The organism is Shewanella sp. BF02_Schw, assembly GCF_014596695.2.
In the GTDB taxonomy this organism is placed as follows: Bacteria; Pseudomonadota; Gammaproteobacteria; order Enterobacterales; family Shewanellaceae; genus Shewanella.
In genome coordinates this window covers 40,517-52,848 of sequence record NZ_JABKAW020000004.1, presented here as the reverse complement: position 1 = coordinate 52,848, position 12,332 = coordinate 40,517, and the positions used below count along the sequence as shown (strand labels likewise).

11 protein-coding genes and 2 pseudogenes are annotated in these 12,332 nt (G+C 42.9%); 11 read left to right on the top strand and 2 right to left on the bottom strand.

What is annotated here, in order from left to right; all coding sequences use genetic code 11:
• Positions 1–78 precede the first annotated feature (78 nt).
• Together HNW13_RS15485 and HNW13_RS15480 are read right to left on the bottom strand one after the other, a co-directional pair.
• A complete protein-coding gene (locus tag HNW13_RS15485) occupies positions 79–888 on the bottom strand; it encodes a RecX family transcriptional regulator (protein WP_101084853.1) in 810 nt (269 codons plus the stop codon).
• Positions 889–1,340: 452 nt separating this feature from the next.
• Positions 1,341–2,372 carry an IS630 family transposase gene (locus HNW13_RS15480; protein ID WP_124013279.1) on the bottom strand — a complete coding sequence of 344 codons (1,032 nt, stop codon included), beginning with the start codon at positions 2,370–2,372 and terminating at the stop codon, positions 1,341–1,343.
• Positions 2,373–2,729: 357 nt separating this feature from the next.
• On the opposite strand from HNW13_RS15480, the gene HNW13_RS15475 reads away from it, so the two are divergent.
• The 11 genes and pseudogenes from HNW13_RS15475 (at position 2,730) to envZ (ending at position 12,292) form a co-directional block, all read left to right on the top strand.
• Positions 2,730–3,125, top strand: a complete 396-nt coding sequence (locus tag HNW13_RS15475) for a hypothetical protein (protein ID WP_162022051.1) — start codon at positions 2,730–2,732, stop codon at positions 3,123–3,125.
• A 181-nt stretch (positions 3,126–3,306) separates the two neighbouring features.
• Positions 3,307–4,356 (top strand): ubiquinol oxidase subunit II, encoded by a 1,050-nt coding sequence (gene cyoA, locus HNW13_RS15470; RefSeq protein WP_192113989.1) that lies wholly within the window; start codon positions 3,307–3,309, stop codon positions 4,354–4,356.
• A 2-nt stretch (positions 4,357–4,358) separates the two neighbouring features.
• Positions 4,359–6,341, top strand: coding sequence for a cytochrome o ubiquinol oxidase subunit I (gene cyoB, locus HNW13_RS15465; RefSeq protein WP_192113988.1), 1,983 nt, complete (start codon positions 4,359–4,361; stop codon positions 6,339–6,341).
• Positions 6,341–6,460, top strand: a pseudogene (locus tag HNW13_RS15460) (cytochrome o ubiquinol oxidase subunit III); the annotation flags it as partial. The gene cyoB and the pseudogene HNW13_RS15460, both read left to right, overlap by 1 nt.
• Positions 6,461–6,547: 87 nt before the next feature.
• A complete protein-coding gene (locus HNW13_RS15455; RefSeq protein WP_124011573.1) occupies positions 6,548–7,297 on the top strand; it encodes an IS5 family transposase in 750 nt (249 codons plus the stop codon).
• A gap of 14 nt (positions 7,298–7,311) precedes the next feature.
• A pseudogene (cyoC, locus tag HNW13_RS15450) lies at positions 7,312–7,830 on the top strand (cytochrome o ubiquinol oxidase subunit III); the annotation flags it as partial.
• Positions 7,830–8,159 (top strand): cytochrome o ubiquinol oxidase subunit IV, encoded by a 330-nt coding sequence (gene cyoD, locus HNW13_RS15445; protein WP_101084848.1) that lies wholly within the window; start codon positions 7,830–7,832, stop codon positions 8,157–8,159. The pseudogene cyoC and the gene cyoD, both read left to right, overlap by 1 nt.
• Before the next feature lie 12 nt (positions 8,160–8,171).
• Complete coding sequence (gene cyoE, locus HNW13_RS15440; RefSeq protein WP_101084847.1) at positions 8,172–9,077, top strand: heme o synthase; 906 nt, start codon at positions 8,172–8,174, stop codon at positions 9,075–9,077.
• Positions 9,078–9,298: 221 nt separating this feature from the next.
• Entirely contained in the window at positions 9,299–10,105 is an 807-nt protein-coding gene (locus HNW13_RS15435) for a hypothetical protein (RefSeq protein ID WP_182743400.1), read from the top strand.
• Between the two features lie 117 nt (positions 10,106–10,222).
• Positions 10,223–10,948, top strand: coding sequence for a two-component system response regulator OmpR (gene ompR, locus HNW13_RS15430; protein ID WP_162022047.1), 726 nt, complete (start codon positions 10,223–10,225; stop codon positions 10,946–10,948).
• A 3-nt stretch (positions 10,949–10,951) separates the two neighbouring features.
• Positions 10,952–12,292 carry a two-component system sensor histidine kinase EnvZ gene (envZ, locus tag HNW13_RS15425; protein ID WP_101084844.1) on the top strand — a complete coding sequence of 447 codons (1,341 nt, stop codon included), beginning with the start codon at positions 10,952–10,954 and terminating at the stop codon, positions 12,290–12,292.
• Positions 12,293–12,332: the final 40 nt, after the last annotated feature.

Sequence of the window (12,332 nt, the reverse complement as noted above, 5' to 3'; positions counted from 1 at the left end):
GAATGAAAAATCGTGAGTAGTGAGTCGTAAGAAGTCTGCCGATATCCGTTGTCTCAGTGATATCGGCGGTAAACGTTATTACTCATCATCTAGCGTCATTGCCTCTTTTATTTCATCACTGCCAAATCCTTTACGGGATAAATAGGCATACGCTTTCGACTTTTCTTTATAGTCCGCTAAGTTATAGCGTTTCTTAGCCAGTTCATTTTTGCAGCTTTGATAAAAATCGACGTCTTCTGTTAGCGTTAGTTGGTACAAGGTTTCTTCAAAGTCGCTTACATCAATCAGTCGCTGCTTTAATTCCTGCAAGATAAGGGTTTTACCTTTGCCTTTATTAAACAGTTTGATTATTTCAGTGGTTAAATCGGCTTTGTCGGCTTTGAGGGCTAATTTACTGCGCAGGGTTTCACGTTGTGGATGTTGTGCTAATGCGTGATCAATTTCAGCCCGAGAGAAACCTTTTGTGGTCATCTGGGAATAGACTTTTTCTATGTTGGTACCATAGAAGTTTTCAAACCGACTCAACAATCGCGATGTGGCTAACTCAAAAAGGTCCACTGTTTGTTCGTGCATCACTTGCTCTATCGCGGTATCAATCTCTGTAGCACTTACGCCGCGCAGCTGTAACTTACGCCTTATGGCACCAATACCGATTTCATTACTAAAGGCTAACTCGCAGTAACGTACCGCAAAGTCAAAGTCACTTTTTAAATAACCGCCCTCGATGAGTCTGGCGAGTACGGTATCAATCCATTGTTGATTGTCGGTTTTACGCTCAAGCTTGGTGCGAATTTCGTTAATGGTAAAGTCTTGCTGGCCAAGATGCCAATAAGCACTATTAAAAACGTTATCGATGGTTTTGGCTTGACGTAGTGGTGGACGCTGCATAAAAATTAATCTTACCTTAACATAATCAAAATGAGTGTAGCAGTTCAGTCAGTTATTGAGAAAGATCTAGATATTTCATTGTTTAAATGATTTAAAAAACCGCCTTTATAGTGAATGGAATACAGATTTTCAAATGGATTATAGAGTTATTTATTGATGGAGACTTGTTGTACTAAAGCTGCATCATTAGTCACTTAGCAGCATTATCCGCAACGGAACATCAATGGATAGAAGATCTTTATACTCGAGTCATAAGACGATTATTGCTTGTCTATTTGACGTTGCTGAACTGGCGGTGACAGCCGCTAATAACCTTAATAGATAATCTGCTGTCCCCCAAGCATTTATTGCGATATCGATTGGTAACAATACAGAAGCCAGAAAATATTTTAGATCGAAAAAAATATGATCCTCACAACCCCTCAAGGGCGTATCTATATACTCAAGTGAATTCAAACTGCAGGTTTTAATTTCTGAAAGTTATCATTAATTGTATCACCGAGTGTATCGGCAATATCGGGGAGGGTGATGCTAAAAAAGTCAGTGATTTTTCGTCGGAATTCTTTTGTCGTTGCGAAGTATTGCCCATTCCTCGCATGTTTATTCATTACCTTCCACAATCGTTCTATTGGGTTTAAATTTGGACTATAAGGCGGCAGGTAATGCAATGTTATATTCAGATTTTTAGCCTCTTTAACTACTAAGGCATTTCGATGGTATCCAGCGCCATCAAGCACCAAATGGATAACACCACTTGTTGAGTAACGCGCTCTAATTTGGTTTAAAAAATCGATGATGGATGCACCGTTAACCGTTTTGCTATATTGCTCAATGACCGCTTCTGTTAAGTGACCAAGTCGGATTGCACCAACCACGTTAATACGGGTTCGGCTTCCCGTCGTTTCTATCGGTTTATCAACGCCTTTTTTTATCCAGCCTGCGGTGATTTTTGTGGCTTGGGTCGGATGAACCGCATCCATAAATAATAACGGTTCATCAGGGGTTAACGAGGATTTTAGTTGCTCATAATATTCAATGAAAGCCGTTTGTTTGTCTTCATCAAATTTGTGAGGAACCCCTTTAGGGTTTTTATAGCTGAACTGATGTTTATGCAGCCATTTATTGAGGCCTGACACTGTGTACTTAATCTGAAATTGTTCTGAGATATAAGCGACTATTTGATGGCTATGCAAGTAGGTCACCTCACACAGGTGTGCAATCAATAGTTCAGTTTGCTCTTGACTCAGATAACTTAAGGAGCCGCCACTATTACACGTGAGTTTTTGGTCGTGAGCATAGGCATCAATGTATCGAACTACGGTCGTTTCGTGAATACGTAACGCTTGGGCAATCATTGGCGTTGGCCAATTTTCATCGCGTAGTAAAATGGCTTTAATGCGATCACACTCACGCCTATCACTCGAGCTTTTATGTCGAGTTTCCAATGCTACTTTTTGTTCTGGCGAGAGTGTAATTTGTTTCATGGGGCTATGATGATCCCATTTGGGACAAAATCAAGCATTTTCAATGATCACGGGTATAGATGTTAGGATTGTTGAATTAAGGCGCTTGTATCTGATGACATCCACCCATCTATATTAGGTGTATGGATCACAGATTTGTGATTTTTGAGCTATCGACAAGTAACAAAACAGTTAAACATGTAAATAAACAGTATAGATATTGTTCGAATTCAAGTTTATTTAATAATTCCGCTGTTTTACTACTCTGATTTACTTTCAATCAATAGCGCCTTCTTGTTATTCTCCTGCCAATGAAAATCGTCAGCTGGATCTATTGATTCAACTACCCACTCCTTTGAGCTCGTTTGGAATCGTTTCTTGAATCTAACTCTTTGCCAATACCTAGCTAAGCCGCTTAATCGCATCGCAAGGCTGTCTAAATTGAGTAAAGCACATTTAACGTTGTGTTTCGGGTTACTGTTGCTGCAACCCTTAGCTGATTCATTATCTATGTCGATGGGGCATGTCGTCGATATCAGTGAATTTATTGCCGTTGTTGACACTTTACTAGCTGAAGTTATGGGCGCTAGCTTTCTGGGCCTACTAATATTAAACCCATTGGTGATCGAGCAATTTTGGCGTTTATTCAATCTCAATTCTACATTTTGTAATCTTCTTGCTCTTAGCTACGCGCTAAGTGCTTTATCTGCTGTTACCCCTAAATCCCTTGAATACACGGCACATGGTTGCCGCGCCCCTCCTCTACAAGCTTAAATATTTTAATTTAAATACATCATTCGCAAAATCTATATTGCCTTAAGACGTACGCCAAAATCACTGTTAATTGATTTGAGCGAGTCCTTTGGTGCAGTTATTTGCATTCGATGATTATTCTGCAACTGCCGATCCCCCAATTGGTAGCGTAGTAAGCTTTTAAGGTGAGAGGAATCTTCCTTTGTTAATTCGAAATTTAAGTAAACCAGCGCTAGCTGCATTAGCATTTATGCTCGCAGGCTGTGAAGGCGGCGTGCTGGATCCCAAGGGTCAAATCGGTATAGATGAGAAGCATCTCATTATTGTGGCGACATTACTGATGCTGATTGTGGTTATTCCGGTGATTTTCATGACCTTGTATTTTGCCTGGAAATACCGTGATGGCCGCGATGAAGAAATTTATGCACCTAAATGGGCGCACTCAACCGCTATTGAAATTGTGGTGTGGGTTGTACCAATTGTTATCGTGATCATTCTTGGTGTTATCACTTGGAATTCGACCCATGACTTAGACCCCTATAAACCGCTTGTTCATGATGCTAAACCGGTAAAAGTTGAAGTGGTGTCACTGGATTGGAAATGGTTATTTATTTATCCAGAATATGGTATTGCTTCGGTTAACGAATTGGCCTTCCCTGCGAACGTGCCGGTTAACTTCAAAATCACTTCAGACACGGCAATGAATTCATTTTTCATTCCGCAGTTAGGCAGTCAAATCTACTCAATGGCTGGCATGGCGACCAAGTTACACCTTATCGCAAACGAGCCTGGTACTTTTAAAGGTATTTCAGCTAACTACAGTGGCGCTGGTTTTGCGGGCATGAAGTTTAATGCCATTGCGACTGCAACAGCCGGCGATTTTGATGCGTGGGTTGCCAAGATAAAACAACAAGGGAATACCTTGGATGTTGAGCAATATGAGCAACTAGCTCAAAAGAGCGAAAATAATCCTGTTCAATATTATGGGTCAGTGCAAAAAGGCATGTTTAACCACATTGTTATGCAATACATGCACCCTGACTCGAATATGAAACCAATGGACAGTATGGAAGGCATGGAAGGTATGCATGACATGGGCAACATGAAATCAATGTCTGGTATGGAACATACCGAACATATGAAAGATATGCAGCATATGACTGACATGGACGCTGAACAACATTCTGGACTTTCATCCTCTACACACTCAACCACAGAGCATTCTTCGACTGCTTCTGGGGAGGCGGAGTAATCATGTCATTTCTTGGAAAATTAACACTCGAGTCTATTCCGTATCACGAACCCATTATTATGGTGACCCTAGCGGCTGTCGCCATTATTGGTGTCATCATTGCGGCCTTAATTACTAAACATCAAAAATGGGGCGTGCTTTGGCACGACTGGTTAACCTCGGTTGACCACAAAAAACTCGGTATTATGTATATCGTATTAGCGATGGTAATGCTGGTCCGTGGTTTTTCTGACGCGATTATGATGCGAACTCAGCAAGCACTTGCCACTAACGGCGCTGCGGGCTATTTACCACCAGAACATTACGACCAAATCTTCACAGCCCACGGCGTGATCATGATTATCTTTATGGCAATGCCATTTATGATTGGTTTAATGAACTTGGTCGTGCCATTACAGATTGGTGCCCGCGATGTGGCGTTCCCATTCTTAAACAACTTAAGTTTTTGGCTAACGACCTCTGGCGCGGTGTTAATTAACATATCGCTAGGACTCGGTGAGTTTGCTAAAACCGGTTGGGTAGCTTATCCGCCATTGTCTGAGCTGGCATACAGTCCGGGGGTGGGGGTTGATTATTATATCTGGGCCTTGCAGATATCCGGTATCGGGACAACCTTAACTGGGGTGAACTTTATCGCCACCGTGTTAAAAATGCGTGCACCTGGCATGAAGCTAATGCAAATGCCTATTTTCACTTGGGCCTGTACTTGGGCTAACGTGTTAATCGTTGCATCGTTCCCAATTTTAACCGCTGTTTTAGGCATGTTGACCTTAGATCGTTATTTAGATTTCCACTTCTTTACCAATGATGGTGGCGGTAACGCCATGATGTACATCAACCTGTTTTGGGCTTGGGGTCATCCTGAAGTATACATTTTGGTATTACCGGCTTTCGGTATTTTCTCTGAAGTGTTTTCAACCTTTACCTCAAAGCGTTTATTTGGTTACACCTCAATGGTGTGGGCAACAGGTGCAATTTCGGTGCTTGGTTTTATTGTGTGGTTACACCATTTCTTTACCATGGGTTCAAGCGCTAACGTTAACGCGTTCTTCGGCGTAATGACCATGGTGATTGCGGTGCCGACGGGGGTAAAACTGTTTAACTGGTTATTTACCATTTATCGCGGCCGTTTACGTTTTACCGTGCCAGTATTGTGGTCTTTAGGCTTTATGGTGACCTTCACCATCGGCGGCATGACCGGGGTATTGTTAGCATTACCTGGCGCAGACTATGTACTGCATAACAGCTTGTTTTTAATCGCCCATTTCCATAACACCATTATTGGTGGTGCGGTATTTGGCTACATGGCGGGGTTTGCTTACTGGTTCCCTAAAGCGATGGGTTTCACACTCAATGAACGCTTAGGTAAGGCATCATTTTGGTGCTGGCAAATTGGCTTCTATGTGGCCTTTATGCCGTTGTACGTGCTTGGTTTTATGGGCATGACTCGTCGTATTAACCACACAGATAACCCAGCGTGGAACTTCTGGCTTTACTTTGCCGTAGTCGGCGCATTTATCATTCTTGTGGGTATTATTTTACAGTTTGTACAATTGTATGTCAGCTTCCGTGACCGTGAGCAAAACTTAGATACCACAGGCGATCCATGGAACGGCCACACGCTTGAGTGGTCAACATCTTCACCACCACAGTTCTATAACTTTGCCCAGTTAGATCCAGTAACAGACATTGATGCGTTCACCGACATGAAAGAAAAAGGCACTGCCTACAGACGTCGTGAAACATACCAGCCTATTCATATGCCTAAAAATACTGCCAGCGGTATTGCTATGGCGGCGTGTATTACGGTGATGGGATTTGCTGCAATTTGGCATATTTGGTGGTTAGCTATTGTTGGGTTTGCGGGTACGTTTGTACTGTTCTTGATGCGTGCTTATAACAATGATGTTGACTACTACGTGCAACCTGATGAAGTCGCGCGTATTGAAAATGCACATATAGATAACGTAGCTAGGGGCCGATAATGAGTATTGCTATTAAAGCAGATTTACACGACGCTCATTCTGCTGAGCACGGTGATCAACACCACGAAGAACACCACGATACCAGTGGTAACACCTTGTTCGGTTTTTGGATTTATCTAGGGGCTGTTGATCTTTGTTTGAATTTTGTGCGAAGAAGGTAATCTCGTATAATTCACTTCGCCAAAAACAAATACAACGAGATTACCATGCCCCGATTAATGCTCACTGATGAGATGTGGTCGAAGCTAAAAGCTATTCTGCTTGATGATAGAGTTTATAACAAGCAAGAGCATCGATTTACGATGGAAGGGATCCTTTACCGATTGCGTGTCGGCTGCCCTTGGCGAGATTTACCTGAATATTTTGGCTTATGGAATACCATTTACCGTCGTTTTTTACTGTGGTCAAGAAAAGGTATTTTACTCAGGCTGTTCAAAACATTATCGACTAATAGTGATACTGAATGGGAATTTATTGATGGAAGTTATGTAAAAGCACATCAACACAGTTCAGGTGCATCATCTGATGAAAATCAAGCAATTGGGCTAAGTCGTGGTGGTAATACAAGCAAAATCCATCTCGCGGTAGATAGCTATGGTTTACCGATAGAATTCATTGTTACAGGTGGAGAAGTTCATGATAGTAAAGCAGCTAATGCCCTTATTGAACTGTTGCCACAAAGTCATTTTATTATTGCAGACAAAGGCTACGACAGTGAAGCGATTAGAGATAAAGTGCGTGAATGTGGTTCCAAGCCAGTGATCCCTAGAAGACAAAATTCGAAGCAAGGAAATGGAGATATCGATTGGTGTTTATACAAATATCGGCATTTAGTTGAAAATGCTTTTGCTCGGCTTAAGCATTTTAGAGCGATAGCGACCCGCTATGATAAATTGAAAATTAATTTTGAAAGCCTGCTGGCTCTAGCTTGCTCTATAATTTGGCTGCCAATGTGAAAGATCAACAGCCCCTAATGACCGACTGTATTTTGTTCGCATCCGTTTTTGCCACTTATGCCGTGTTATTCATGAACACCGATGGTGGAGTGTCGGGTAAAGATATTTTCGAATTAGACTTCGTCCTTATCGAAACCGCTGCATTACTTGTCAGTAGTATTACTTATGGCTTTGCCATGATTTGTGCGATACACCAAAAGAAAGCGGCGACTTTAGGGTGGTTATTAATCACCTTCGCTTTGGGTTGTGTGTTTATCGCCATGGAAGTGTACGAGTTCCATCACCTGATTGAACATGGCAATGGTCCAGATCGCAGCGCCTTTTTATCAGCATTTTTCGCCTTAGTCGGCATGCATGGCTTGCATGTTACCGCGGGCTTAATTTGGATGCTGATCATGATGGTCGAAGTCGTCAAGTGCGGTTTAAATAATCGCAGCATCACCCGCTTGAGTTGCTTAAGTTTGTTTTGGCATTTCTTAGACATCGTGTGGGTGTGTGTGTTTACCGTTGTTTATTTGTTAGGAGTCTTGTGATGAGCAATGCACATTCAAGTCATGCCGAGGGCGACTTTGGCGCTAGCGTTAAGTCATATTTAGTCGGCTTTGTATTATCAGTGATCTTAACCGGTATTCCATTTTGGTCGGTAATGACTCACAGCTTTGATCATGACACCACCTTATGGATTGTCGTCGCTGCGGCTATCGTGCAAATCGTGGTGCACTTGAAATACTTCCTCCATTTAGATTTTTCTAAAGAAGGCAGAATCAATACATTCTCGTTCTTATTCACGGCCTTGATTATTGTCATGGTTGTGGGTTTGTCTGTGTGGATTATCTACGCAGCCAATGAATTGATGATGTAACCGACAGCTATCATGAATAATCAAGGTCAATCTATGTCAGCACAATTAACCTCACGCTTACGAGGATATGTTCAGGTAACCAAACCAGGCATCATCATGGGCAATTTAATTTCTGTCGCAGGCGGCTTTTTACTCGCGGCTCAAGGCAATGTTGATATGACCTTGATGTTTGCCACCATGATAGGTTTATCTTTGGTGGTAGCGTCGGGTTGCGCAATCAATAACTGCATTGATCGCGACATCGACGCCAAGATGAAGCGTACTCGAAACCGAGTTACCGTTACCGGTGAAATATCAGTACAAGCGGTATTGAGCTTTGGTATTGGTTTGGGTGTTGTAGGCTTTACCATGCTGGCGATATTCACTAATAGCTTAGCGGTGTTATTTGCCGCCATTGGCTATGTGGTTTATGTCGGGGTGTACAGCCTGTACATGAAACGCAACTCGGTTTACGGCACCCTAGTAGGCAGTTTTTCGGGTGCCGTGCCACCGGTCGTTGGCTATTGTGCGGTCACCGGGCAAATGGACATGGGCGCAATTATTTTGCTGCTGATGTTTAGCCTATGGCAAATGCCCCACTCTTATGCGATTGCGATTTTTCGCTTTGACGACTACGCCGCTGCTAATATTCCGGTATTACCGGTTGCCCAAGGCATGGCTAAAGCTAAGTTGCATATCGTGTTGTACATTGCTGTTTTTGCATTGGTTAGCGCACTATTACCGCTGGCGGGTTACACAGGTATTGCCTTTATGGCCGTGACCTTTGCCACCAGTTTATGGTGGCTAGCGATGGCGTTAAAAGGTTATCGTCGCGGCATCAATTTGCAGTCTTGGGCTAGACAAGTATTTGGATTTTCCATTATTACCATTACCGCATTAAGCGTGACCATGGCATTGGACTTTCAAGTAGTAACCTAAGCGCCTTTACTTACATTGGTGCCATAAGTGACTAAGCTCAGTAAAAGGCTAAGTTCAATAAAAGGCTAAACTCAATCAAGGCTTCAAGCCCGTGGCATTATGCTGCGGGCTTTTTTATTTGATAAATCCGCATTAAAGACTAAGGTTTAAGACTGATTAAAATTACCGCATGCAATTCTATTTTTCGTTTTTAACCGCATCATCAAACATAAAGGGATCTTATGTTTACCGTGTTAACAGGCAACAAACCCGACATCCCGTCGCTTAGCTCAATAAGCCTCATTCCCTTCCTGCTGACCGGCTGTTTACTGTTGGCAAACCCACTGCAAGCTAGCGAGAAACCGACGATCCAAGAAGCAAAAAACAACGTATTTGGTGATTGGGTAATCAACACACCTGAACGTATTACCTTGTTGCAGTTAAATCATAATCGCAGCTACTTACACCTAGAACTTAACTTAAGCGCGCCACAAAATAGCGTTGCAGAATGGGGACGCTTGGATCTGCAATCAACAACTGCTAACTTTATCCCTAGCTACAGCAATAATGCCCAACAAGGATTAGCCGCATATCAATTCGAGTATCCGCAATTAAACATGACGCTGACATCACAGTCGTTACAACTCGCCTTAACCATAGATACCAATGCCGATAGCATTGCGGATGAGCAACATCAGTATGGCTTCACCCCAAACCAATCGGTCTATGGTGTATGGCATCAATTGTCTACCCCAGCGCTGAGTAGCTTGGTACTGCTCGACAATGGCTATTACGCCATGGTGAACATTAACCTACACCAAGACCCACAAGCCAATGAGCACGTCACTCACTTACAATGGGGACGGTTTGAATTACACCAAAATCAGCTAACCTTTGAGCCCGTTTTTAATAGCCATCTCCAACACACATCTAACTTACCCAGTACTAGTCCCAGCATGGTTTATCAGCCTAGCAAACAGCAATTGGCATTATCGTTTAGCGTAGATACTGGTAATTTAACTGACCATTTGTTGCTATTTAAGCGATAAACAAACATTTACAGCTATTTAGTTACAATTTCTGCCACAATCAGCTATTCAAATTCAAGCGATTACACTTCATACTGAGTCATTGCTGGTATCAATTTAGCGTTAAAAGGATATGTCATGGGCCAAGAAACCTCTAAGATTCTCGTTGTCGATGATGACATGAGATTACGTGCATTATTAGAACGTTACTTAATTGAGCAAGGCTTCCAAGTTCGCAGCGCTGCCAATGCTGAACAAATGGATAGATTACTAGAGCGCGAAAACTTTCATCTACTGGTGCTCGACCTCATGCTACCTGGTGAAGATGGTTTGTCTATTTGCCGCCGTTTGCGTCAGCAGGAAAACCCTATCCCTATCGTGATGCTGACCGCCAAAGGCGATGAAGTTGATCGTATTATTGGCCTAGAGCTAGGCGCTGATGACTATTTACCTAAACCGTTTAATCCACGTGAATTATTAGCACGTATTAAAGCGGTTATGCGTCGTCAAATTGTTGAAGTACCAGGCGCACCAGCTCAGCAAGAAGAAATGATTGAGTTTGGCGAGTTTTCGCTAAATTTAGCCACTCGTGAAATGTTTCATGGCGATGAAAGTATTGCACTTACCAGTGGTGAATTTGCCGTACTTAAAGTGCTGGTAAACCATCCTCGAGAGCCACTATCACGTGACAAATTAATGAACCTGGCCCGTGGCCGTGACTACTCTGCCCTTGAGCGTTCAATCGATGTTCAGGTGTCACGTCTACGCCGTTTAATTGAAAAAGATGCCGCTAACCCACGTTATATTCAAACGGTTTGGGGTTTAGGTTATGTATTTGTACCCGACGGCACCACGCGTAAGTAATCCATGAAACTCAAGTTAAAATGGTGGCAACGCTTCTTGCCCAGAAGCGCTTTTAGTCAAACCGTATTGTTGATTGGCAGCTTACTGTTGATCAATCAATTAGTGTCATATTGGTCTGTCGCCGTTTACTTTATCAAGCCCAGTTATGAGCAAATTAACCAACTGATTGCCCGCCAAATCAATATACTATTTGTTGATGGGGTCGATGTTGGCCGTGAACATCTCACCATGGTGGATGCCCTAAACGCCAAAGTGCGTGACGATGGCATGACCGTTTATAACCAAAAACAAGCGCAAGAAGCCGGACTCGGCCAAGCCACTTATTACAGTTTCTTGTCAGAACAAATGTCGGTTTATCTTGGCGGCGAAGCTGAAGTGCGCTTTTCGCAAGGTGAAAAGCTCGATGTGTGGATAAAACCGCCACAAGCCCCTTCTTTATGGATTAAAGTGCCGCTCACAGGTATTAATGAATCAGACCTGTCTCCACTAACATTATATTTACTGGTGATTGGCGGGCTCAGTGTCGCCGGTGGCTGGCTGTTTGCCCGCAGACAAAATCGTCCGCTTAAACGCTTACAAAAAGCGGCGGTAACCGTGTCTAAAGGCGATTTCCCACCGACGTTACCATTGATTGGTTCAACCGAAATTGTTGAAGTTACTCATGCCTTTAACCAAATGGCCAATAGCATGAAGCAGCTTGAGCAAGACCGCGCCTTGCTAATGGCAGGGATTTCACATGATCTACGCACGCCATTAACTCGCATACGCTTAGCGTCAGAAATGATGGTAGAAGACGACCAATATTTGAAAGAAGGCATTGTCACTGATATTGAAGACATGGATGCGATTATTAATCAATTTATTGCTTATATTCGTAACGACCAAGAAGGCATACGTGAACCCGACCAAATTAATCGTTTGATCCAAGAAATCAGCCAACAAGAGTCACACCGCGAAGGCACCATTGAGTTATCTCTGGCTGACTGTCCCGAAATAGCCATCAATAGTGTGGCGATAAAACGCGTATTAAGTAACTTAGTCGAAAACGCATTCCGCTATGGTAACGGGTGGATAAAAATCAGCTCATATAATCAAGGTCAATACTTGTGCTTTAGTGTAGAAGACAATGGCCCTGGTATTAATGAAGACCAAGTTGAACAGCTCTTTCAACCCTTTACTCAAGGCGATACCGCACGTGGCAGTGTTGGTTCAGGCCTAGGACTGGCGATTATTAAACGCATTATCGACCGTCATCACGGCAAAGTTAAACTGTCTAATCGCCCTCAAGGTGGCTTAAAAGCGCAAGTGTGGCTGCCGTTAATCGACAAAAACCTCTACAACTAACAACGGCCATATTTCACCACCCACATGACTCAACTCATAG

Bases quoted from the DNA above. Each gene is read 5' to 3' on its own strand.
- cyoD (WP_101084848.1), top strand. From the start codon at position 7,830: ATGAGCAATGCACATTCAAGTCATGCCGAGGGCGACTTTGGCGCTAGC.
- HNW13_RS15455 (WP_124011573.1), top strand. From the start codon at position 6,548: ATGCCCCGATTAATGCTCACTGATGAGATGTGGTCGAAGCTAAAAGCT.
- cyoB (WP_192113988.1), top strand. From the start codon at position 4,359: ATGTCATTTCTTGGAAAATTAACACTCGAGTCTATTCCGTATCACGAA.
- HNW13_RS15480 (WP_124013279.1), bottom strand. From the start codon at position 2,372: ATGAAACAAATTACACTCTCGCCAGAACAAAAAGTAGCATTGGAAACT.
- envZ (WP_101084844.1), top strand. From the start codon at position 10,952: ATGAAACTCAAGTTAAAATGGTGGCAACGCTTCTTGCCCAGAAGCGCT.
- cyoE (WP_101084847.1), top strand. From the start codon at position 8,172: ATGAATAATCAAGGTCAATCTATGTCAGCACAATTAACCTCACGCTTA.
- HNW13_RS15485 (WP_101084853.1), bottom strand. From the start codon at position 888: ATGCAGCGTCCACCACTACGTCAAGCCAAAACCATCGATAACGTTTTT.
- HNW13_RS15435 (WP_182743400.1), top strand. From the start codon at position 9,299: ATGTTTACCGTGTTAACAGGCAACAAACCCGACATCCCGTCGCTTAGC.
- ompR (WP_162022047.1), top strand. From the start codon at position 10,223: ATGGGCCAAGAAACCTCTAAGATTCTCGTTGTCGATGATGACATGAGA.